This window comes from Phycisphaeraceae bacterium, from assembly GCA_019636675.1.
GTDB lineage: Bacteria > Planctomycetota > Phycisphaerae > Phycisphaerales > UBA1924 > JAHBXC01.
Map to the genome: position 1 here is coordinate 70,298 of JAHBXC010000004.1, position 21,623 is coordinate 91,920.

Annotated in this window: 20 protein-coding genes; 14 read left to right on the plus strand and 6 right to left on the minus strand. The window is 70.0% G+C overall.

Annotation, left to right across the window (positions count from 1 at the left end):
- The first annotated feature begins 16 nt into the window (after positions 1 to 16).
- The 4 genes from KF684_12380 (at position 17) to KF684_12395 (ending at position 4,885) form a co-directional block, all read left to right on the plus strand.
- Positions 17 to 1,492 (plus strand): FtsX-like permease family protein, encoded by a 1,476-nt coding sequence (locus tag KF684_12380; GenBank protein ID MBX3353721.1) that lies wholly within the window; start codon positions 17 to 19, stop codon positions 1,490 to 1,492.
- Positions 1,489 to 2,217: an ABC transporter ATP-binding protein gene (locus KF684_12385; protein MBX3353722.1), complete on the plus strand. Its 729-nt coding sequence runs from the start codon at positions 1,489 to 1,491 to the stop codon at positions 2,215 to 2,217. Before KF684_12380 ends, KF684_12385 begins: the two co-directional genes overlap by 4 nt.
- 275 nt (positions 2,218 to 2,492) lie before the next feature.
- Positions 2,493 to 4,094: a bifunctional phosphoribosylaminoimidazolecarboxamide formyltransferase/IMP cyclohydrolase gene (gene purH, locus KF684_12390; protein ID MBX3353723.1), complete on the plus strand. Its 1,602-nt coding sequence runs from the start codon at positions 2,493 to 2,495 to the stop codon at positions 4,092 to 4,094.
- 176 nt (positions 4,095 to 4,270) lie between these two features.
- Entirely contained in the window at positions 4,271 to 4,885 is a 615-nt protein-coding gene (locus KF684_12395; GenBank protein MBX3353724.1) for a riboflavin synthase, read from the plus strand.
- A 228-nt stretch (positions 4,886 to 5,113) separates the two neighbouring features.
- Here the strand turns inward: KF684_12395 and KF684_12400 are convergent, their stop codons facing one another.
- A complete protein-coding gene (locus KF684_12400; protein MBX3353725.1) occupies positions 5,114 to 6,217 on the minus strand; it encodes a UDP-N-acetylglucosamine--N-acetylmuramyl-(pentapeptide) pyrophosphoryl-undecaprenol N-acetylglucosamine transferase in 1,104 nt (367 codons plus the stop codon).
- The gene (locus KF684_12405; GenBank protein MBX3353726.1) at positions 6,214 to 7,503 is read right to left on the minus strand and encodes an FtsW/RodA/SpoVE family cell cycle protein; all 1,290 of its coding nucleotides are present in this window, start codon (positions 7,501 to 7,503) and stop codon (positions 6,214 to 6,216) included. The genes KF684_12400 and KF684_12405 overlap by 4 nt, the downstream gene beginning before the upstream one ends.
- Positions 7,504 to 7,776: 273 nt before the next feature.
- Here KF684_12405 and KF684_12410 point away from each other — a divergent pair, with 273 nt between their 5' ends.
- The 4 genes from KF684_12410 (at position 7,777) to KF684_12425 (ending at position 12,119) form a co-directional block, all read left to right on the plus strand.
- Positions 7,777 to 8,934 (plus strand): PQQ-binding-like beta-propeller repeat protein, encoded by a 1,158-nt coding sequence (locus KF684_12410; protein ID MBX3353727.1) that lies wholly within the window; start codon positions 7,777 to 7,779, stop codon positions 8,932 to 8,934.
- A gap of 267 nt (positions 8,935 to 9,201) precedes the next feature.
- Positions 9,202 to 10,572 (plus strand): hypothetical protein, encoded by a 1,371-nt coding sequence (locus tag KF684_12415; GenBank protein ID MBX3353728.1) that lies wholly within the window; start codon positions 9,202 to 9,204, stop codon positions 10,570 to 10,572.
- A gap of 22 nt (positions 10,573 to 10,594) precedes the next feature.
- Positions 10,595 to 11,758 carry a lysophospholipid acyltransferase family protein gene (locus KF684_12420; protein MBX3353729.1) on the plus strand — a complete coding sequence of 388 codons (1,164 nt, stop codon included), beginning with the start codon at positions 10,595 to 10,597 and terminating at the stop codon, positions 11,756 to 11,758.
- A 28-nt stretch (positions 11,759 to 11,786) separates the two neighbouring features.
- Entirely contained in the window at positions 11,787 to 12,119 is a 333-nt protein-coding gene (locus KF684_12425) for a hypothetical protein (protein MBX3353730.1), read from the plus strand.
- Here the strand turns inward: KF684_12425 and KF684_12430 are convergent.
- Positions 12,116 to 13,429: a glycosyltransferase gene (locus KF684_12430; protein MBX3353731.1), complete on the minus strand. Its 1,314-nt coding sequence runs from the start codon at positions 13,427 to 13,429 to the stop codon at positions 12,116 to 12,118. The genes KF684_12425 and KF684_12430 overlap by 4 nt on opposite strands.
- 64 nt (positions 13,430 to 13,493) lie before the next feature.
- Here KF684_12430 and KF684_12435 point away from each other — a divergent pair, with 64 nt between their 5' ends.
- The 5 genes from KF684_12435 to KF684_12455 all read left to right on the plus strand — a co-directional run bounded on the left by KF684_12435 (position 13,494) and on the right by KF684_12455 (position 17,203).
- Positions 13,494 to 14,297: an NAD(P)H-hydrate epimerase gene (locus KF684_12435; protein ID MBX3353732.1), complete on the plus strand. Its 804-nt coding sequence runs from the start codon at positions 13,494 to 13,496 to the stop codon at positions 14,295 to 14,297.
- An 88-nt stretch (positions 14,298 to 14,385) separates the two neighbouring features.
- Positions 14,386 to 14,976 (plus strand): hypothetical protein, encoded by a 591-nt coding sequence (locus KF684_12440; protein MBX3353733.1) that lies wholly within the window; start codon positions 14,386 to 14,388, stop codon positions 14,974 to 14,976.
- On the plus strand, positions 14,973 to 16,256 hold the full coding sequence (locus KF684_12445; protein ID MBX3353734.1) for a GGDEF domain-containing protein: 1,284 nt from the start codon (positions 14,973 to 14,975) through the stop codon (positions 16,254 to 16,256). The genes KF684_12440 and KF684_12445 overlap by 4 nt, the downstream gene beginning before the upstream one ends.
- A gap of 184 nt (positions 16,257 to 16,440) precedes the next feature.
- On the plus strand, positions 16,441 to 16,623 hold the full coding sequence (locus tag KF684_12450; protein ID MBX3353735.1) for a hypothetical protein: 183 nt from the start codon (positions 16,441 to 16,443) through the stop codon (positions 16,621 to 16,623).
- 58 nt (positions 16,624 to 16,681) lie between these two features.
- Positions 16,682 to 17,203: a beta-hydroxyacyl-ACP dehydratase gene (locus tag KF684_12455; GenBank protein ID MBX3353736.1), complete on the plus strand. Its 522-nt coding sequence runs from the start codon at positions 16,682 to 16,684 to the stop codon at positions 17,201 to 17,203.
- Positions 17,204 to 17,380: 177 nt separating this feature from the next.
- Here KF684_12455 and KF684_12460 read toward each other — a convergent pair whose 3' ends face one another.
- Both KF684_12460 and KF684_12465 read right to left on the minus strand, forming a co-directional pair.
- The gene (locus tag KF684_12460; protein MBX3353737.1) at positions 17,381 to 18,430 is read right to left on the minus strand and encodes a hypothetical protein; all 1,050 of its coding nucleotides are present in this window, start codon (positions 18,428 to 18,430) and stop codon (positions 17,381 to 17,383) included.
- 283 nt (positions 18,431 to 18,713) lie between these two features.
- Positions 18,714 to 19,925 carry a DegT/DnrJ/EryC1/StrS family aminotransferase gene (locus tag KF684_12465; protein MBX3353738.1) on the minus strand — a complete coding sequence of 404 codons (1,212 nt, stop codon included), beginning with the start codon at positions 19,923 to 19,925 and terminating at the stop codon, positions 18,714 to 18,716.
- A gap of 86 nt (positions 19,926 to 20,011) precedes the next feature.
- Between KF684_12465 and KF684_12470 the strand changes: the two genes are divergently transcribed.
- Entirely contained in the window at positions 20,012 to 20,287 is a 276-nt protein-coding gene (locus KF684_12470) for a hypothetical protein (GenBank protein ID MBX3353739.1), read from the plus strand.
- Positions 20,288 to 20,321: 34 nt separating this feature from the next.
- On the opposite strand, the gene KF684_12475 is transcribed toward KF684_12470, so the two are convergent.
- Positions 20,322 to 21,536, minus strand: a complete 1,215-nt coding sequence (locus tag KF684_12475; protein MBX3353740.1) for an FAD-binding oxidoreductase — start codon at positions 21,534 to 21,536, stop codon at positions 20,322 to 20,324.
- Positions 21,537 to 21,623: the final 87 nt, after the last annotated feature.

The following is a 21,623-nucleotide window of genomic DNA, read 5'->3' on the forward strand; positions in this document are numbered from 1 at the left end:
ATCCGCGCACGCCCCCATGTACCAGACACTTCTCACACGCCGCTATCTGACGAGCAAGGTGATGCCGCTGCTGGCGGTGCTCGCGGTGGCGCTGTGCACCGCGATGGTGCTGATCGTGTGGTCGGTCATGGGCGGGTTTCTGGCGATGCTGCTGCGCTCGGGTGGCACGCTGTTCGGCGATGTCACTATCGGGGGCTCGGTCACCGGCTTCGCGTACTACGAGGAGCTGATCGAAGACCTGGTGAACGACCCGGCGATCCTGGCGGCCACGCCCATCCTCGAAGCGCCGGCGCTCATGGCGACCCCCCGCGACGATCTGACCCATCTGGTCAAGATGATCGGCATCGACGCGCAGACCTACGACGCGGTGACCGGCTACGCGGGCGCGATCTACTGGAAGCCCCTCGACCAGCCCGGCCCCAAGGACAAGGAAGGCGACGACCCGCGCCTGTGGGTGAACCCGCAGCTCGAGCGCGACGCGCTGGCGATGACGACCGTCGACCCGCGCACCAACGAACCCGTGCCTGCGGTCGTCCTGGGCATCCACGTCGCGGGCGTCAATCGCTGGAACCCCGACGGGCTGTTCTACGAGCAGATGTGGCTGCGCATGGGCGGGGATTCCGTGACGATCAGCGTGCTGCCGATCAGCCAGAGCGGGGCGGCGATCGATGTGCAGGCGCGGTCCTTCCCGGTCGTGAACCAGTTCCAGAGCGGGCTGTACGAGATCGACGCGAACACGGTGCTCGTGCGCCTCGACGCGCTGCAGGAGATGCTGCGCATGGGCAGGGCGTCGCGCGTGGAGGCGGCGCCGGACGAGCCGTGGGGCGCGATCGCCCCGCCGCGCGTGGTCGGGAGCGACCCGCCTCGCGTGACGAGCGTGATGATCAAGGCGGCGCCCGGGGTGAGCGCCGTCGACGCGCGCCTCGCCGCCCAGCGGATCTACGACGCGTTCGCCGATCGACGCGCCGGCCAGGTCCCGCGCAACCTGAGCATCAAGACCTGGGACGAGCGCCCCGGCATCGCGACTTTCATCGCGGCGGTCCGCAAAGAGATCACCCTCGTCCTCACGCTCTTCGGGTTCATCTCGCTCACCGCGGTGTTCCTCGTCTTCGCGATCTTCTGGTCGATCGTCAGCGAGAAAACCAAGGACATCGGCGTGCTGCGCGCCATCGGCGCCAGCCGGGGCGGCGTCGCCGGGCTGTTCCTGCTCTACGGCGCGATGATCGGCGTCGTCGGCTCGATCCTGGGGGGCGTCATCGCCGCCGTCATCGTGCTCAACATCAACCCCATCCACGATTTCCTGGGCAACGCGTTCGGCGTCCAGGTCTGGGACCCTGCGATCTACCACTTCCCGAAGATCCCGAGCGAACTCAATCCCGAGAAGGTCGTCATCGTGCTCGTCAGCGGCGTGATCGCGAGCGTGCTGGGCGCGCTCGCGCCGGCGCTCAAGGCCGCCAACATGGACCCCGTTCGCGCGCTGAGGTTCGAGTGACGACCACCGCCGCACAACCCGGCGCAGCGCACGCCCGCGCGACCGAAACCCTCATCGCGGCGCGCGATGTCCACAAGACCTATCGCCTGGGCAGGGTCGATGTGCCCGTGCTCCACGGCGCGACGCTCGAGGTCGCGCGCGGCGAGTGGGTCGCTGTTCTGGGCGCGTCCGGCTCGGGCAAGTCCACCATGCTCCACCTGCTGGGCGGGCTCGACCGGCCCGACAAGGGCAAGGGCGATGTCGTGTTCGAGAACCGCTCGCTCGCGTCGCTCTCGCGGCGGGCGCTCGACCGCTTCCGCGCGCGCGAGGTCGGTTTCGTCTTCCAGTTCTACCACCTGCTGCCCGAGCTCTCGGTGCTCGACAACGTGCTCGTCGCCGCGATGGCCGCACGCGCCGACCTCGGCCAGGCCCGCGCCCGCGCCAAGACGCTGCTCGACGCGTTCGGGCTCAAGGACCGCCTCTCCCACCGCCCCGTTGAACTCTCGGGCGGCGAGCGCCAGCGCGTCGCGATCGCCCGCGCCCTCGTCAACGACCCGAAGGTGCTCCTCGCCGACGAGCCCACCGGCAACCTCGACCGCGTCACGGGCGATTCCATCCTCGACGCGATCACGGGCCTCCGCTCCGACCTGAACCAGACCATCGTCATGGTGACGCACGACGAGCAGGTCGCGGCCCGCGCCGACCGGATCGTCCGCCTCGCCGACGGACGCGTGGTGGAAGAGTAAAGGGTTCACCGCGGAAGGGGGAGAATCAGTGGATGGGGGTGGCGTGGTGCACGCGCAGCGGGCGCCACGAACAGTGAATTTCCACAACACGGCGGTGCCATCACACGAGCGCAGCGAGTGTGATGCGGTCTGGATGTGATCGTCGCCCCCTCGGGAGTCTCCACCCGCCGTGGCGCCCGCTGCGCGTGCACCACGCCACCCCGCCCCGTCTTTCTCCCGACCCCCGGGCGCCCGGCGGTGAATCTCCCCTCCCGGGGGCCTATCTTGAACGCGCCATGCCAGACCTTGTCCCCATCCGCCGCGCGCTCGTCTCGGTCTCCGACAAGACCGATCTCATCCCCTTCGCCAAGGCCCTCGCGGCCCGGGGGGTGGAGATCATCTCGACCGGGGGGACCGCCCGCGCCCTCGCCGAAGCCGGCATCGCGGTCGTGCCCATCGACAAGGTCACCGGCTTCCCCGAGATCATGGACGGGCGCGTCAAGACCCTGCACCCCAAGGTCCACGGCGCCCTCCTGGCGGTCCGCGAAGACCCGGCCCACGCCAAGGCGATGGCCGAGCACGCCATCGCGCCCATCGACCTCGTGTGCGTGAACCTCTACCCCTTCGAGCGCGTCGTCAGCGACCCGAAGGTCAGCCAGCACGACGCGATCGAGAACATCGACATCGGCGGGCCGAGCATGCTGCGCTCCGCCGCCAAGAACTTCCAGTATGTGACGGTCGTCCCCAACCCGCGCCACTACGACCGGATCATCAGCGAACTCGACGCGAACGACGGCGCAACCACGCTGAACACCCGGGCGGAACTCGCGGCGGCGGTCTTCGCGCGCACCGCGGAGTACGACGCCGCGATCGCCGCGTTCCTCGGTCGGCGCGCGCCCGGGGGCTTCCCCGACGCGCTGCGCATGGCTTTCACCAAGGTCGAAGACCTGCGCTACGGCGAGAACCCCCACCAGGACGCGTCGCTCTACCGCGATCCCTCCAGCACCGGGCCAACCATCGTCAACGCGCGCCAGCTCCACGGCAAGCAGCTCTCGTACAACAACATCGCCGACGCCAGCGCCGCGCTCGAACTCGTCAAGGACCTGCGCCGGCTCGACGACACGCGCATCGGCGCGTCGATCATCAAGCACAAGAACCCCTGCGGCGCGGGCGTCGCCAGCACGGCGCGCGACGCGGTCGAGGTCGCGCTCAAGGGCGACCCGGTCGCTGCGTACGGCGGCATCCTGGCCCTCAACCGCGCGATGGACGAGGACGCCGCGCGCTTCCTCGTGCAGGAGGCGGTGTTCCTGGAGGTGATCGTCGCCGCGGAGTTCGACGAGGGCGCGCTCTCGCTGCTGCGCGACAAGTGGGCCAATGTGCGCCTGCTGGCGACCGGCGAGCGCGCCGGGTCGTCGGCGCGCAAGCTCGACATGCGCTCGATCCCGGGCGGGATGCTGGTGCAGGACCGCGACAGCCGGCTGGCGAGCCCCGAGCAGTGGACGCACGCCGCCGGCCCCGAGCCCACTGCCGAGCGCCTCCTTCAGGCGGGCGTGGTGTGGACGATCTGCAAGCACCTGATGAGCAACGCGGTGGCGATCGGCGGCGTGGAGATCGACCGCCCGCGCCTCGTGCGTTTGTTCGGCGCCGGCGCCGGGCAGATGGACCGCATGACCTCGTGCCGCCTCGCCGTCGAGAAGGCCGGCGACCTGGCGCAGGGCGCCATCGCGAGCTCCGACGCGTTCTTCCCCTTCAAGGACGGACCCCAAATCCTCATCGACGCCGGCGTGACCATGCTCGTCCACCCCGGCGGCAGCAAACGCGACGACGAGACCTTCTCGCTCTGCGCCGAGCGCGGCGTGACCTGCATGACGACAGGGGTCCGCCACTTCAGGCACTAAGAAGGCACGGGGCATGGGGCACGAGGCACAAGGGAGGGAGTAGGGAATAGGGAGCGGGGAGCAGGAGGATGCGTGCGCCGCGCGGCGCGCCACCCCCTCCACTCTTTCTTCTTCTTCCCCTCCGCGTCCTCTGCGACCTCTGCGGTGAATCTCTCTCTTGCGGCCTACTCTCAGGCATGTTTACAGGACTCGTCCAGGCGGTCGGCCAGATCGCGTCGATTGAAGAGCGTCCGTTCGGCGTCCGCCTCGTCGTCGACGCGCACCGCTGGGATCACGCGCCCGAACTCGGCGAATCCATCAGCGTCAGCGGCGTGTGCCTGACCCTCGCAGAACACCCGGGGCCGAAGGGCAACGCGGCGCTCGCGTTCGATGTCGTCGCCGAGACGCTCGCGAAGACGAAACTCGGCGCACTGCGCACCGGCAGCGGCGTGAACCTCGAGCGCGCGTGCCGCCCGAACGACCTGCTGGGCGGGCACATCGTGCAGGGCCATGTCGACGGCGTGGCGACGGTCACGATGGTCAACGACGACCCGACCGACTGGCGCGTGCGCGTCGAGCCACCCCCCGACCTGATGGAGTTCACGGCGCCCAAGGGCTCGATCTGCATCGACGGCGTGTCCTTGACGATCGCGGCGCTGACGCCGGCGCATGTCGAGGTGGCGCTCATCCCCACCACGCTCGAGAAGACCACGCTGCACGCCCTGCGCGAGGGCGACCGCGTGAACCTCGAGATGGACGCGGTCGGCAAGCAGGTGGTGCATTGGCTGAAAAACTGGGGGAGTAGGCAATAGGCAATGGGCAAGAGGGTGGCGTGGTGCACGCGCAGCGGGCGCCACGATCAGTGAATTTCCACAACAAAACGGTGCCATCACACGAGCGAAGCGAGTGTGATGCGAGCTGATTGTGATCGTCTCCCCCTCGGGAATGTCCACCCGCCGTGGCGCCCGCTGCGCGTGCACCACGCCACCCCCACTCTTTCTCCCCCTCCGCGACCTCTGCGACCTCCGCGGTGAATCTCTTCACTCCGCGAGATTTGCGGCGACGGTCGAGGCGCCGTCGGTGGGCGCGAGCGCCATCAGGGCGTCGCGCATCGCGTCGCGTCTGGACGGATCGAGCATGAGCGAGCCGAGCGTGTCGCGCAGCGCAGGGAGGTTCTTCATCGCGTCGACGTGATCCGTCAGGGTCACGGCGCCGCCGGCCTCGACGAGGGACTGCGCGTTCTTTTTCTGGTGCTCGTCGGCGTGGTACGGGTACGGCAGGAACACGGCCGGCGTCGCTGTGCCGAGGACCTCGGCGACTGTCCCGGCGCCGCTGCGGCAGACGGCGAGATCCGCGGCGTTCCACGCGTGGCCCATCTCGTCGCAGAACGGCACGACGAGCGCGCGGACCTTCGCGCTCGTGTACGCGTCGCGGAGTGCGCGCAGGTGCTCGTCGCCGCCATCCTTTGATGGCCCGGCCTGGTGATAGACCTGCCAGCCCTCGAACAGCGCCGCGTCGCGCTCGACGAGGGCGCGCATCGCGTCGTTGACCGTGCCGGCGCCCTGCGAGCCGCCCGAGACGAAAAGGGTGCGCAGGTTCGCATCGAGCCCGAGCGCACGGCGCGAGTCGGCGCGCGACGCGCCGACGAGGATCGATCGGCGCAGCAGCGGGCCGACGCGCTGCCAGCCCCGCGGCACGCGCGGGCCGTCGGCGGCGGTGAAGACTCGCTGCGCGAATCGGTCCACGAAGCGGTTGGCCTTGCCCGGCTCGGCGTCGAGGTTCACGAGCGTCACGGGGACGCGCAGCGCGCGGGCTGCGAGCACCGCGGGCGGGCAGACGAACCCCCCCATCGCGACCATGGACACCTTCCCGTGCTTCGCGCGGATTCGGAGCTGCTCGCGCGTCATCCGGAACGAAGCGCGGAAGTTCCTCGCGAAGGCGAGCGGGGCCTTGCGCGTCGGCGGGGTGGCCGGGAGCGCCGTGAATGCGACCTCGGCCCTGCTGAGAATCTGCTGGTCGATCGGGCGCGCCGAGCAGAGGAAGAGGGTGTGCCATTCTGGCGGCAGACGCTCGGCGATCGCGAGGGCCGGGTAGAGGTGGCCGCCAGTGCCACCTCCGGCGAACACCACGATGCGATCGCTCACGACGCGACCCGACGGGCGCGCGCGTCGGCGCGATGGATGGTGATCAGGGGCGGCTCCGGCTCGCTCGTCTCCTGCTCCCTGCTGCCAACTCCCTGCTGGCTTTGCCCCCCTTCTGCGGTGAACAGGATCGGCTCGGCAGTGTCGAAGGTCATGCGCCGGTCGAGCGCGATGAGCAGCCCCAGGCACGACGCGGTGAGGATCCATCCGGTGCCGCCTGCCGAGAGCAGGGGCAGCGCGATGCCCTTCGTGGGCGCGACGCCGGTCACAACGGCGACATTGATCGCGGCCTGCAGGCAGATCGTCAGCAGCACGCCGAGTGCGAGCAGTCTGGCCGCGGCGCCCTCGGCTGTGCGGCGCGGGAGGCGGCGCAGGATCGACAGCCCGCTCCACAGCAGCATCAGGTAGAGCGACAGCACGAGGGCGGCGCCCACGACGCCAAGTTCCTCGCAGATCACGGCGAAGAGGAAGTCGGTGCGCTGCTCGGGCAGGTAGCCGAATTTCTGAAGCCCGAATCCCAGCCCTCGCCCGAAGCCCTCGCCCCCGGCGACGGTGACCATCGACTGGATCATGTGGTAGCCGGTCCCCTGCGGGTCGGCGTAGGGGTCGAGGAAGGTCAGCAGGCGCGTCACGCGATAGGGGCTGGTGATCAGCGCGACGCCAAGGCCGGCGAGCGCGAAGGGGACGAAGAGCGCAAGATGCCAGATGCGCGCGCCCGCCGCGACGACCATCAAGCCTGCGACGGCGAGCATCAGCACGCCGGTGCCCATGTCTTCCTTGATGACGAGCCCGGCGAGGAGCCCGATGGGGATCAGCGCCACGAGTAGACGGGGGAAGCGCCGGATGCGCTCGCCCTGCCAGGCCAGGTGCACCGCGAGGAGGAGGACGAGCCCCCACTTGGCGAACTCGGAGGGCTGGGCGCTGCCGAAGACCGGGACGCGCACCCAGCGATGGGCGCCGTTGACCTCGCGACCCAGGCCCGGGATATAGACCAGCAGGAGCATGCCCACCAGCGCAACGGTGGCCAGCACGGTGATCCGGTGGACCGGCGCCCCGATGGGCGAGCCCATCGCGCCGATCGGCAGGAGGCGCTCGATGGGCAGCAGCGCGCAGACCGTCATGCACGCGAGCGCCACCAGCATGTGGATCGCCGAGGTGCTGGTCACCACCGACGCGAAAGTGACGGCGGCGTCGGATCGGACCGACATCTCGGCCGATTTGACCATCACGGCGCCCAGGCAGAGCAGGCACAGCGTGGCGATCGCGATGACATGACCAGAGCGCAACATGGCGTGCGTGTTCTATCGGCTCGGGGAGGGCACGCGGCACAAGGCGCGGGGGCAAAAGGCCCCGGCGACGCGCCGGGCGCGAGATCGCGTCGTTCCGCAGGGCGAACACTTCGCCCCCCGGGGCGGCGCCCGGCTTGACCCCCTGCGCGCCCGGCTCGATACTCCGCAACCCGACGACGACCTTCTGCGAACCGGCACACCCGACCATCCCCCGGAAAGCCCCAGCACGGCCAGCCACGCCCGTTTCGCTCGAACACCGATATGGAAACGAAGATGCCCCTCCGCCGCCCCTTTGCCGACCGGCTTCGCAGCGTTCTCCTGACGACGGGCGCGTGCGCCGGCCTCGGCGCGTCGATCCTCGCGACGGGCTGCGCGTCCTCGCCTCGCGATCGGGAGTCTGACAGCGTGCTGAGCGGCGCGGGCGTCCCGGCGCGCGAGCTGGGGCCCTATGAGCGCCTCGGCTACCGGATCGAGTGGAAGGGGCTGCCGGTGGTCTCCCGGCGCCAGACCCCGATGTTCGTGGATGTCTTCGGCGACCGCGTGGTTTTCCAGGACACCGGGAACACGATGACCGTCATGGACGCCGCCACCGGGCGGAGCATCTGGGCGGCCGAGGTCGACAACCCCAGTTCGAGGTTCATCGGCAACGCGCGCCAGGGCGACCGCCTGTTCAGCTCGTCGGACAACGAGTTGTTCGTCCTCGACATCCGGACCGGTGAGATCCTCGAGCGCCACCGGCTGGCCGTCGTCGCGAACTCCGGGCCCACCCTTGCCGGGAACATCGCCTGCTTCGGCGGGTCGGCCGGGCAGCTGCTGGGGCACAACCTCGCGTCGAGTTTCAAGCTGTGGGGCTACCAGCTCGACGGCGCGATCACCGCCCGGCCCGTGATCGTGGGCGACACGGTCGCCGCGGTCAGCCAGCGGGGCGAGGTGGTCTTCGTCAACCCAGCCAACGGCTCGTCCACCGGCATCACCCGGATCTTCAGTGGGCTCGCGAACAACCCTGTCGCCGGCGACGGGACGCTCTTCATCGCCGGCACGGACCAGTCGGTCTACGCCTTCAGCCCCGAGGGCGGTCGCCAGCTCTGGCGCGTCCGAACCCCCTACCCGATCGTGGACCAGCCCAGCTTCGTCAACGGTCGCCTGTATGTGCACGTGCCCAACGAGGGCATCACCGCCTACGCCGCCGGCTCGGGCGCCGTCCTGTGGAGAAACGCGGAAGCCCGGGGCACGGTGCTGGGCGTGCGTGCCGGTCGCCTGATCGTGTGGGATGGCGCGACGGCGTATGTCCTCGACCAGGACCGGGGCGAAACCATCGAGAAGGTCCCCCTCAGCGGCGTGCACACGCTCCTGATGACCCAGCCGGTCGACGGCGACCTGTACGTCGTGATGCGCGACGGATGGGTCGAGCGCCACTCTCCTCGCCGCTGACGCCTGTCGCGGAGTTTTCCCGGTGTCGGGGCGCGTGCGGGTTGACTGCCCCGCGCTTCGCCGGGACACTCCGCAACCCTCCGGGGCTGTCACGAGGCGGACCGACCGCCCGGGCGACCCCGGAGCGTCGTTCTGCAACCCCCCGTCGCCGCGAGGCGTACCGGTGCGCTCCGGGATCACTCATCCCCCCGATCGCCCCGGGCTCGCGTCCGAAGGGCTGTCACCGCCTGCTCTCCCCTGCCCCGCTCCTGAAGGACACGCCAACGCATGGCCTCGAAGACATCTGCCAACACCGGAACGCTCGTGTTCGTCGGGCTCCTGGCGGTCGCGACCGTCGGTCTGTTCGTCAGCAGCGTGGTGTTCTTCGCGAAGACCAACCGCCTGACGAACGAGCTGGCGGCGGCCAGGACCGACCAGCAGTTCGTGATCTCGGCCGACCAGCGCGCCCAGTACGAGGCGATGCTGCGCGAAGCCCAGTCGAAGCGGACCACGCTCGTGGGCATGCTCGCCGATCAGAACGCCCAGGCGATGCGCCGCATCACCGGCTCGGAGCGCTCCACGATCGAGCAGCTCAACCAGCGGCTGTCGGGCATCGAGGGGGCCCAGTCCACCCCGGTGCTCACGATCCTGGGCAATGTCCAGAACCAGCTCCAGGCCATGACGCGCGAGCGCGACCAGGCCCGCGCCGCCGCCGAGCGAGCCCAGGCCGATCTGACCAACGAGGTCGAGGCCCGTCGCCTGGCGCAGCAGCAGTTCGAGCAGTCCCTCGCCGCCGCCAACGCCGAGCTGGGCCAGTACAAGGCCGAGGTCGAGAGCTATCGCGGCAGCATGACGCAGACGATCGCGGCCAACAACGAGCGCGTTGACGAGATCCGTCGCGACGCGTCCGATCGCGTCGCGCTGCTCAGCGACCAGATCGAGCGCCTGCGCGAGGAGAACCTCATCCGTCAGGGCCAGATCGACAGCCTGCGCGCCCAGCGCAGCAGCGAGCTGCTCCGGCCCCAGAACGAGGCCTCGCTCGTCGACGGCCGCATCGTCAGCGTCAACCCCTCGACCAACGAGGCGTTCATCGACCTCACCACCCGCGACCGTCTCGTGCTGGGCATGACCTTCGAGGTCTACGACAACGCCAGCGCGATCCGCCCCGACGCCGACGGGAATTACCCGCGCGGCAAGGCGACCGGCGAGGTCATCCGCGTCTCCGACAACTCGTCGGTGCTCCGCCTGATCCGGCAGAACCGCGGCAACCCCGTGATCAGCGGCGACGTGATCGCCAACGCCGCCTACGACCCGCGCAAGTCCTACAGCTTCGTCGTGTTCGGCGCGTTCGACACCGACGGCGACGGCGTCGCGACGCAGCAGGAGGGCGAGAACATCCGCGCGATCATCCGCAACTGGGGCGGGAAGATCCAGGACGACATCGTGGGCGACACGGACTTCCTCGTGCTGGGCGAGCGCCCCGCCGTCCCGCCGCAGCCCCCGATCGACGCCCCCTACGCCGTCGTGCAGGAATACGCCCGTCTCGAGCGCGCCAGCCGCGAGTACGACCGCCTGTTCAACGTCGCGCAGACGACCGGCATCCCGATCCTGAACAAGAACCGCCTCTACACGCTGACCGGGCTCTACTCGCGTCGCTGATCGCGAGGGCCGCGTCCGCGTCGTGAACGCCTCGAGCACCCAACCCTGGGAATCGGACTGGAACGCGAAGGACGCGGCCATCTACGCCGCGCTGCGCGCAGGCGTCGGGCTGCTGGGCGCGTGCCCGGTCTCGTCGAACATGGCCTTCATGCGCGCCTTCGCCAGCGGGTTCGCGCGCATGCCCTTCAACCGGTCGAAACTGGAGCGGGCGCTCGACAACCTGCGCTGGTGCTTCCCCGACTGGGACGAGCAGCGCGTCTACAACGCCGGCATCGACGCGTACCGGCACCTCGCCTCGCTCGCGGCCGAAGCCATCGCCACCCCCTCGCGCATCACGCCGGAGCACTGGGCGCACTACATCGAGCTCGAGAACGTGCGCGACGCCCTGCGCGTGCTGCTCGACAGGCCCCCCTGTCTTCTCATCACCGGGCACTGCGGCAACTGGGAGATCCTGGGCTACGCGATGGGCCTGCTCGGCTTCCGCGTCCACGCGCTGTACAGACCCCTCGACCTGCGCGCCGCCGACCGCTGGGCCCGCGAGGTCCGGGGAAACCGCGGCCTGTTCCTCATCGACAAGTTCGGCGCGTCGCGCGAACTCCCCGTCGTCCTCGATCGGGGCGAGCTCATCGGCTTCGTCGCCGATCAGAACGCAGGGGGGCGCGGCGTGTTCGTGCCCTTCTTCGACCGGCTCGCGTCGACCTACAAGTCGATTGCGCTCCTCGCCCAGCGCTACCACGCCCCGATCGTCTGCGGCCAGGCGATCCGCCTGGGCAAAGAGGGCCTCGACCCGCCGGAGCGGATCCGCGACCAGACATTCCGCTACAAGATCCACGTCTCGGACATCATCCTCCCCGAGCACTGGGAGGGCCAGCCCGACCCGACTTTCTACATCAGCGCGCGGTATCGCGCCGCGATCGAGGGCATGATCCGCGCGAACCCCTCGCAGCACCTCTGGATGCACCGGCACTGGAAGGCCCGCCCGCCCCATGAGATGTCTGGCAAGCCCTTCCCGGCGCGCCTGCGAGAGAAGATCGAAGCCCTGCCCTGGATGACCCCCGAGCGCGTCGAGCGGCTCGTCGAGCGCAGCGCGCTCGACGCGTCGACGATCGCGAACGCGTCGCGCACACACGCACCACCCGCCTCCGGCCCCGACGAGGACGAGCGAGACCCGCTCTCCGGCCTCTAGAATCACGCTATCCCCCCAGGAGCGCCCCTTGGCCAAGATCCGTCAACTCGTGGTGATGTCCGACCCGGCGACCGCCAAGGGCAAGCCGCTCGGGACGCAGCGCGACCTCGTGCGCACGCTCTCGCGCTTCAATACCTCGCCCGACGGATCGGAAGAAACGCGATCGCTCGCGTTCGGCCCGGGGTTCATCGCGCAGTTCCCGATGACCGGCGACGACCGCGACGAGGTCAAGCAGTTCCTCGTCGCGATCAACGAGTCGGACGTCGCGTGGCCCGTGCTCGCGCGTCTGCGGCGCGAGCTCGGCTGGGCGATGATGGACCCCGACAGCGGCAAGGTCTTCACCGCCGCCGACGACGCCTAAACCGTCGCCTTGGACGCCCCGTGCGCGCCGGCCCTGTTTCTCCGGCGCTCGTCGCGCTTGGAGCCCCGATCCACGAGTTCGTACTCGCGCCCGCCCCATCGGACCGGCTTGCCGGCGCGCAGGTCGCGCGCCGCTTCGAAGAGAATCAGGATCGTGAGAATGTTGCCGGCCGGCGCCGCGGGAAGATAGCGGAGCAAGCCCTGCGACCTGTACAGGATCGCCAGGCAGATGAGGTAGGGCACGACCCCGTAGACGCCGCCGAACAGCATGAGCACGCTCCCGGTCTCGGTCCGCGCGTCGAAGGTTTCCATGCACCCAAACGCCAGCATCGCGATCGCGGCGCCGGGCAGCAGGAGGTGCGCCATCGCCTTGCGCATCGCGTACGCGCGCAGCCGCGGCGAGCGGCGCGACGAGGACTCGATGAAGATCCGCTTCCACCCGTTGCGATAGGCGCGGTACGAGTCGTACATCCTGCACAGCAGCAGGCCCTCGGCCAGAAGCACCCCGGCGCGCATGCCCAGTCGCTTCATGCGGCGAGCGATCGCGACATCCTCCAGCACGCTCTCGCGCACCGACTCGACGCCACCGAACCCGTGGTACGCCGGCGCGCGGAACAGCATGAACTGCCCGTTCGCCATCGCGCGAGGACGCACCTCGCGGTTCGCCGACTGGAGCGGGTACTGGCGGATCAGCTCGAGCGTGGTCATCGGCTGGACGACGCGCTCGAACCACTTCTCGGTGCTCAGGGTGCTCCACAGACTGAGCAGGTCGAGCCCGCGCTCCTGGAGGATCGCGGCGCACGCGCGCACACATCGCGGGTCGAGCTCGGTGTCGGCGTCGATGAACAGGATCATGTCCGCGTCGCGCGCGCTGCGCGAACGCGTGACCCCCGAATGCAGCGCGTGCACCTTCCCGGCCCAGTCGCTCGGGCACTCGCGCACCTCGAGGATCTCGACCCTCGGGTCGATCTCTCCGGCTTCAGTCGTCGAGGCGCGCTCGATCACGCCCCTCGTGTCGTCCGTGCAGCGGTCGAGCACGAACACCACGCGCAGCGACGGGTGGTCCTGCGCCAGCAGCGAGCGCGTGACGGTCGCGACCGACGCGGCCTCGTTGTAGCAGGGCACAACGACGCACACAGACATGGGCTCGCCCGATCCGTGCGCCGGGGCCGGCAGCGAGAGGCCCGCGCGAGCGGAAAAGTTGCCGCGCAGCCCCCCCAGGATGCGCGCCAGCCCGATCGTCCAGTACACGCCACAGCCGACGGCGAGCACGAACAGGCCTCCCCCCACGATGTCGACCAGCAGACTCATGCGCCCACAAGGTACGCGCAACGGGCTCTCGACGCGCGCCCCGTGCGCGGGGATATCGTCACCCGTGCCCACGAACGCCCTGCGCGTGCGAGTCCGATCGACCTCGGGGACTCCCCCGGCGCTGGCGGTCTTCGATCGCGCCGGGGTCCGCGCCGTCGACCGCGCCGCGATCGAGGAGCTCGACCTCCCCGGCGTCGCATTGATGGAGAACGCCGCCGCGACGCTCGCGCAGGTCAGCGATGAAATGCTCACGGCGCGAGGCGCGCCCGCCGACGCGCGGGCGCTCATCCTCGCCGGGCCTGGGAACAACGGCGGCGACGGCTTCGCCGCGGCACGCCGCCTGCGCAACGCCGGCCGGACCGTCATCGTCGCGACGCTGGGCGAGCCGCGCGACGCCGACTCGGACGCGTCGATCAACCTCCGCGTCTTGCGCGGCTTGCGCGCACCGGCCGTCGAGATCCACGCGATCCACGCCCGGCCCACCCGGGCGCTCGATGCGATCGTCGACGCGCCGGGCGAGCCCATGATCGTCATCGACGCGATGCTCGGAACCGGGCTCGACCGGACGCTCGCCGACCCGTTCCTCGACGCCGTGCGCTGGCTGAACGCCCTGCGAGCGCGCCGGGGGACGCTCGTGGTCGCGGCCGACATCCCCACCGGGCTCGACGCCGACACCGGGGAGACGCTGGGCGACGCGGTCCGGGCCGACGCCACGGTGACCTTCGCGGGTCTCAAAGCGGGCTTCCTCGCGCCCGGAGCGCGTGCGTTTCTGGGAGAGGTCACGGTCGCCGACATCGGGGCGCCGCGCGAGCTGCTCGACCGCTTCGGGCGTCCGGTCGCTCCGGGCGAGGTCGAGCGGCTCCCCTGAGACGACTCGGGTCCGAGAACCCGGCTGTTTCGCGAGGATTCACGCCGCGACATCGCGCGTTCGGCCCAGCGTCGTGTAGACTTTTGCCATGCAGCGCGGAACGAGCACCCCCCAGAGAGCCGAAGGGCGCCCAGCGCCCGGCGCAGCGCCTGCGCGCTGCGTGGTCCTCTGCGCGCCCGAGACGCCGGCGCCCGGGGTCCTCCTCGCGGCGCTGGGGCGACGAGGGGTCGAGGCGATCCTGGCCGGCGACCCCTTCGCCGCCATGCTGGCGCTCACCAGAGCAACTCACGAGTGCTCGCCCGCCTCGGACCGCCACCCGGCGCTGATCGTGGTCGAGCCGGCCCGCCACGGCGTCGGCTCGCTGGAAGACCTGCTCGACGCCGCCGCTCGGCGCACCCCCGGGCTGGTGATCTGGGAGTATGACGAGCGCGAACGCCCGCCGCTGCGCGCCTGGGTCGCCCCGGGCGCCGCCAGGCGGGCGGCGAACGACCCGGGCGTCGTGGTCGTACCACCCCGGTCACGCGCCGTCGCGAAGCCGGCGCTCCGCCTGACCGACGCCCCTGCGCCCCACGAGCCGATCGACGAGCACGACGCCGCCGATCCGCGTGAGAACCTGCTGAGCGACGAGGAACTCTCGATGCTCCTCGCCGACGAACCGAACGACCACGACCCGCGATGACGACGCACCCGACTCCAGCCAACCCGCCGATCCGCGTGCTGCTCGTGGGCGCAGAGCCCGCGCGTTCGCTGCGCGCCGACGAGGGCGTCGAGCTGATCCGGGTGCGCAGCGCCGTGGACGCGATCGCGGAGCTTGCCGACCCCGGGGCGCCGGCCTCGGTCATCGCGCTGGGCGAGAACGCGCTCGACGAGCGCGAGATGCGCCCCTTCCTCGACGCGGCGCGCGACGCGAACCCCAAGGCGACCATCCTGCTGTGCAGGCGCGACGGGGGGCGCTCGCTCAACGGCCTCTCGCGCGCGTTCGACCTCATCGTCGAGGGCCCGCTGACGCCCGACGCCGTGCGCGCCCCTCGCGCCGCGCGCGAACCCGAGCCGACGCCCGTCGCGCAACCGACAAACCCTGCGCCGTCGCAGCCGCACGCGTCAACGCGCGCCGCGTCGCTCGACGAAGAATCCGCCGATCTCGAGGCACTCCTCGCAGGCCACGACGCGACGGGCGTCTTCGTCGACGCCCTGCGCGCCCGGCTCGACGACCCGACACTCGCCTTCACGCGCGAGGGCGCCAAGACCCCCGGCGCGCGCACCAGCGTCGCCGTCGAGCGGCGCGGCTCGCCCTTCGGCGTGCTCTCCTCCGACCGGCTCAACGAGCACGCCCTGAGAGACGCCGCCGCCTGGCTCTCCCGCCGACTCGCCCTCGCCGAGCAGATGCGCCAACTCCGCGAGGCCGCCCTCACCGACCCGCTCACCGGCGCATGGAACCGGCGCTTCTTCGACCGCTACCTGCCCCAGACCCTCGAGGACGCGAAACGCCGGCGCCTCGAAGCGCACCTCCTCGTGATCGATATCGATGACTTCAAGCACTTCAACGACCGCTACGGGCACGGCGCCGGCGACGAGATCCTGCGCGAGACCGTGCGGCTCCTGAAGTCCGTCATCCGCCCCTGCGATCGCGTCTGCCGCATCGGGGGCGACGAGTTCGCCGTCGTCTTCTACGAGCCCGAGGGCCCCCGCTCAGCGTCCGGCTCGCCCCAGACGCCTCTCTCGCTCAGCAAAGTCACCGCGCGCTTCCAGCGCCAGATCTGCGAGTGCCGCTTCCCCAAGCTGGGCGACGAAGCCCCGGAAGCCCTCACCATTTCCGGAGGCCTCGCGACCTACCCGTGGGACGCGATCGACGCCCCCGCCCTCCTCGACCGGGCCGACCAGCTCGCCCTCGAGTCCAAGCGGGCCGGCAAGAGCGTCATCCTCTTCGGCCCCGGCTCCCAGGGCTGCAAGGAACGCTGAGCGACCCCCCGGAGATCGCCCCGCCCCCCGGGCGGACCGCGCACCGGGCAACCCCCTACACTTGCCCGACCATCGACCGTCCGAGCCCGCCTTGCCATTCTCGGCGTTGCTCTGCATGATGGTGAACCCCGGCGGGGCGCCCCGCCCCTTCGCCCTTACGACCCCCCCTTCGGAGAATCAGCCCGTGCAGGAATTCGAGCAGCTCAAGCAGCTTGTCCACGAGGCGGAAGAAGACCTGCGCAAGGCGGAGGGCGGCAACAAGGCCGCCGGAACCCGCGCGCGCAAGGCCATGCAGGACATCAAGAACCTCGCCCAGGATGTCCGCAAGAAGATCCTCGAGCTCCGCTCCGACGACGCGGCGGCCTGAACACCGAGGACAAGTCGCGAATCCCATTATCGTGAGCCAGACACAGCAACACACCCCGGTGCACGCACTCGACGCCAGCGCGAACGGCGACGCCGCGCGATCGCCCTGCCCCGCCGAGTGCTTCGTCGACCTCGCCACCCTCGACCTCTCGCAGAAGATGCTGTCGCGCAACGACATCGAGGGGTTCATCCCCCATCGCGACATCATGCTCCTCCTCGACGGCGTCGTCTGGCACCGCCCCGACTACACCCTCGCCGTCGCGGTGAAACACATCCGCGACGACGAATTCTGGACCAAGGGACACATCCCCGGAAGGCCCATCCTCCCGGGAGTCCTCATGGTCGAAGCGGGCGCCCAGCTCGCCTCCATCCTGTTCCACGCGCGCGTCAAGACCGACAAGTTCGCCGGCTTCACGCGCATCGAGAACACCGCCTTCCGCGGCATGGTCGTCCCGGGCGACACCATCTACTTCATCTCCCGAGAGGTGAAGTTCTCCCAGCGCCGCTTCGTCGCCGACATCCAGGGCGTCGTCGACAACAAACTCGTCTTCGAGTCACGCGTCACCGGCATGCTGTTCTGAGAAGGCACGCGGCACGGGGCACGGGGCAAAGAACAGCGGGCGCCATGATCTTTCCCGCCCCCTCTCCTGTTCTGTGAGCGAAGCGAACAGAACAGGAGAGGGTTTGGGTGAGGGCTAACCCCTCTTCGGGCTTCGCTCCCCAACCTCCGCCTCTCTCTCTTTCTTCCTGTCTCCCGATCACCGCCGCCTGCGCGCGGCAAGCGCCATCGCGCACGCGAATGCCGCTCCCCCCGCCGGCGACGGGACCACCGCGCCCACCCGGAAACCATGGGTACTCAGATTGGAAAAACCGATTGAGAACACTCCAATCGCATCATTCGCGAGCGGGTTCGAGCCGGGCGAAAATCCTTCCGTCGACGAGCCCGCGATCGGACGGCGCAGCCCCTCCGTGCCATAGCCGATGCTCTCCTGAGGGAACATCTCCAGCCACTCTCTCGCGCCCCCGGACGCGTCGAGCAGGCCCCACGGCGTCTCCACCCCGTACGCGCCCACCGGCGGGGGACCAGACAGCCCAGCCCCGCTCCAACTCCACCCGGCGCTGGTCTCGCCAACGCCGGGTGCACCAGGCGTCAGAGGATCATTGCTGCTGCCGGGGTTCATCCAGTAGCCGCCCTCGCCGTCGCCGTAGCGGTTGGGGTCGTAATAGACCGCCTTGGTCCACTCGTCCGCGTTCATGATGAAGAACCGCGCGTCGGCGTTGCGCGTCGCCGGCTCGTTCACGCCGAAGTTGGCGACCGTGTACGCGCCGGTCTCGAAGTCGGCGGCGGTGGCCTGGCCCAGCGGCTTCTTGCCGTTGTGCAGCCAGTTCATGTACCGCGCGACGAACTCCCACGAGGGAACCGCGGGGATGTTGAGCAGGTCGGGGCGCGTGACCTGGTATGCGGGGAGCCCGTCGGGGCCGATGCCGATGTACTCGGCAGCGCGGCCTGTGAAGCCGGGGTTCAGAGGGCTGAAGTTCTGGGGCAGGAACGCGCGCTGCGCGTCGATGAACTCGAGCCACTGCCCGCGCGTGACCTCGTGGCGTGAGACGCGGAACTCGTAGTTGACCGCGCCGACGCGGATGAGCGGGCCGATGCCGTCGTTGTCGAGGATTTGCGCGCCCTGATTGCCCGGCGCGCCCACCGTGACGAACTCGTGCCCGTACATCGTGGTGGTGGGGTGGGACGCGAGCGCGAGCCCGCTCGCCGCGAACGCGGACAGCGCGATGACACCTTCACGGATACGCATGCGGGTCTCCTCCGGGCGTTCGCCCCTTGTGCTCCAGACAAGGTACCGCAGGAACGGAGGATCTCCAAACTCTTTTGGGAGGGGGCGAGGAATGGGGAGTGGGGAGCAGGAAGAGAAAGTAAAGATGGGTGGCGTGGCACGGGCGCAGCCCGTGCCACGGAGAGGTCCGCAAGGGTTCAGCACCTCAGTCGGTTCCGGTCGTGGCACGGCTGCGCCGTACCACGCCTCCCCCAGCCCCTTCCCCCTCCGCGTCCTCCGCGGTGAATCTCTTCATCTTCTCTTCTTACTTCCGATACGCGTCCGCGACCTTGCGCAGCGCCTCGCCAAGGTCGGCGATATCGGCATCCGTCAGCGACGGGTGCACCGCGACGCAGAACAGTTCGCGCGCCAGGCGCTCGCTGATCGGGTACTTCTGCGTGGCGTACTGCGAGAACGCCGGCTGGAAGTGCAGGGGCTTGGGGTAGTGCACGCCGCAATTCACGCCCTCGGCCTCCAACGCCTTGATGAACTCGTCGCGCGAGCAGGAGAACGCCGTCTCGTCCATGCGGATCTGGTACAGGTGGAACGCGTGCTCGCCGCCGGGCGTGGTCTTGGGCGCGTGCAGCCCGTCGATCTCAGTGACCAGCGCGTCGAGTTTCTTCGCGTTCGCCCGACGCGCGCCGGTGAACTGGTCGGCCCGCTGCAGCTGGCTCAGCCCGATCGCGGCCTCGATGTCGGTCATGCGATAGTTGAACCCCACCGTCTCGTGCAGGTACTTCTCCGTCTCGCCGTGCGAGCGCAGCAGGCCCATCGCGCGGGCGACCTCCGGGCTGTTGGTCGTCACCATGCCGCCCTCGCCCGTCGCGAGGTTCTTCGTCGCGTAGAACGAATAGGTCACCGCGTCGCCGAACGCGCCCAGGCCCCTGCCCTTCCAGGTCGCGAAGTGGCTCTGCGCCGCGTCGTAGACCACGCGCAGGTCGTGCTTCTGCGCCAGCGCCTGCACCGCGTCGATATCCACAGGGTTCCCGTACAGGTGGGTCGCGGCGATCGCGCGCGTCTTGTGGCTGATCTTCGTGGCGGCGTCCTCCGCGTCGATCGTGTAGGTCTCCGGGTCGCACTCGCAGAAGACCGGCGTGATGCCGCAGGCCACGAGCATCGACGCCGTGGCGATATAGGTCCACGAGGGCACGATGACCTCGACCTCTTCGCGCGCGCCCTGCGCGGGCAGGTGGAGGGCGGCCAGATACGCCAGCTGGAGCGCGCAGGTCCCGTTCGCGCAGGTCAGCGCGTGGGCCGCCTCGGTCTTGGCCGCGAACTGCTTCTCGAACTCCGCCGCCCGGGGGCCGGCACGCAGCATCCCGCTCTCGAGCACCGCGATGGCGGCGTCGATGTCCGTCCGGTCGAGCTTCGCCGAGATCAGCGGGATCTTCTTCCCGGCTGGGCGCACCGGCGTCCCCCCGTCGATCGCGAGACGGGCGGCCTTGGACAGAGACGGTGCGGTGTTGGTCGTCGACATCGATCGCGGCTCCATTCGTGAGAAACCAATCGTATCCGAGACAGACGCGCGAAAGTCGCGCCCGCGCCGCGTCGATAACGCACGCCATGGACCACCGCGAGCCGCTGAACTCCTCCGAACCCGTCGCCAACCCCGCCGCGACGCCCACCCCCGGAGCGGACGCGCAGGTCTGGAACGACCTCTTCCCGCGCGTCGTCGAGGACGAGGACGCCAACGCCCTCGCCCATCGCGCCCTGCACGACGAGGCCGACGAGTTCAGCGCTCGCGCCCTGCCCGTGGGCCTGCCCACGATCGACCCCGCCGGGACCGGATCGGGCTCGCGCCTCGATTCCTACCGCTCCCCCATCCGACGCAGCGCCTGACGGCACGCTCCAGGCATCCCCTCTTCCCTGCTCCCTACTCCCCACTCCCCACTGCCCTCCCCAAAGGGAACGGGTTCTCCCCATCCCCCAGCATCGCGCCGACCGCCAGCGTGGCCGTCCGGTGGCCCAGCGACATCCCGTGCCCCGTGAAGCCGCCGCAGAACCACGCGGCGCCGGTCTCGTTCCACTCTTCGCGCACCGGCCCCACCAGCGGCATGCCGTCGGGCGAGAACCCCATCACCCCCGACCAGCGCGCCACCACCTCGAACGCGCGATCGTCCTCGCTCTCCGCGAACAACTCATGCGCCAGGCGCTCCAGCGCGCCCTGCAGTTCGGGCTGCGGCGCGTCCTCGTAGCCCACCTCGGTGTCCTTGCGCATCCAGCGGTACCCGCCCAGCACGACCGTGCCGTCGAAGGTCTGGCGCACATATTCGTGCCCGTAGTTCAGGTAATAACTCGCGTCCAGACGCCTCCACGGCGCCTCGTCCACGCCCAGCAGCCTCACCGCGAGCATCTGGCCGCGCTTGGGCTCCACCACGCCGCGCAGACTCGGCAGCAGCTCGCGCGCGAAGGCGTTCGTGCAGAGCATCACGCGCGACGCGACGACATCGCCCTCGCTCGTGCGCACGCGCAGACCGTCCTTCACGCTCTCGATCGCGTAGGCCTCGACGCCCTCGCGCACCTGGCGCTTCAGCTTCCCAGCCAGGAAGCCCATCATCTCGATCGGGTTCACAGCGCCATCATGCGGGTTGACGAGCCCGCCCAGGCCGATCCCGCTCTCCCAAAGCGCATCCGCGCCGTCGTCGAGCCAGAGCGCATCAAACCCGTCCTCGCGCAGCAGTTCCAGACTCTTGCGCAACTTCACCCGCTCGTCCTCGCTCGTCGCGACGATCACGCTGGGGACGCGCTGGAACGAGCGCAGCCCGTCGACGCCCTTCGCCACCAGGTCCCTCAGGTTGTCCTCGCTCACGCGCCAGGCGTGCTTGGCCGCCTCGCGCCCGTACTGCTCCACGGCAACCGCGTAGCTCTCGGCCATCCCTCGCATGAGGAACCCGGCGTTGCGCCCGCTCGCCTCCCACGCGACGCGCCGGCGCTCCACGACCAGCGTGTCCAGCCCCCGTCGCTCCCCCTCCAGGGCAGCCGACACCCCCGCGACGCCGCCCCCCAGCACGAGCAGGTCGACCCGCGCCGGCAGATCCCGGGCCGGCGCGAACCCGGCGTGCTGAACTCTCCAGTGTGAAACAGTCATGCCCCATTCTCAGGGCTCGACCGGCCTTCGGCAACGGCGCGGCTCCCGGCGGGACCATGGTCCGGGAACAGCGAAACTTTTTTGGGT

Excerpts from the sequence above, each read along its gene's own strand:
- KF684_12460 (MBX3353737.1), bottom strand. The coding sequence starts at position 18,430 with ATGCGTATCCGTGAAGGTGTCATCGCGCTGTCCGCGTTCGCGGCGAGC.
- KF684_12475 (MBX3353740.1), bottom strand. The coding sequence starts at position 21,536 with ATGACTGTTTCACACTGGAGAGTTCAGCACGCCGGGTTCGCGCCGGCC.
- KF684_12470 (MBX3353739.1), top strand. The coding sequence starts at position 20,012 with ATGGACCACCGCGAGCCGCTGAACTCCTCCGAACCCGTCGCCAACCCC.
- KF684_12395 (MBX3353724.1), top strand. The coding sequence starts at position 4,271 with ATGTTTACAGGACTCGTCCAGGCGGTCGGCCAGATCGCGTCGATTGAA.
- KF684_12445 (MBX3353734.1), top strand. The coding sequence starts at position 14,973 with ATGACGACGCACCCGACTCCAGCCAACCCGCCGATCCGCGTGCTGCTC.
- KF684_12405 (MBX3353726.1), bottom strand. The coding sequence starts at position 7,503 with ATGTTGCGCTCTGGTCATGTCATCGCGATCGCCACGCTGTGCCTGCTC.
- KF684_12380 (MBX3353721.1), top strand. The coding sequence starts at position 17 with ATGTACCAGACACTTCTCACACGCCGCTATCTGACGAGCAAGGTGATG.
- KF684_12440 (MBX3353733.1), top strand. The coding sequence starts at position 14,386 with ATGCAGCGCGGAACGAGCACCCCCCAGAGAGCCGAAGGGCGCCCAGCG.
- KF684_12430 (MBX3353731.1), bottom strand. The coding sequence starts at position 13,429 with ATGAGTCTGCTGGTCGACATCGTGGGGGGAGGCCTGTTCGTGCTCGCC.
- purH (MBX3353723.1), top strand. The coding sequence starts at position 2,493 with ATGCCAGACCTTGTCCCCATCCGCCGCGCGCTCGTCTCGGTCTCCGAC.
- KF684_12415 (MBX3353728.1), top strand. The coding sequence starts at position 9,202 with ATGGCCTCGAAGACATCTGCCAACACCGGAACGCTCGTGTTCGTCGGG.
- KF684_12410 (MBX3353727.1), top strand. The coding sequence starts at position 7,777 with ATGCCCCTCCGCCGCCCCTTTGCCGACCGGCTTCGCAGCGTTCTCCTG.
- KF684_12465 (MBX3353738.1), bottom strand. The coding sequence starts at position 19,925 with ATGTCGACGACCAACACCGCACCGTCTCTGTCCAAGGCCGCCCGTCTC.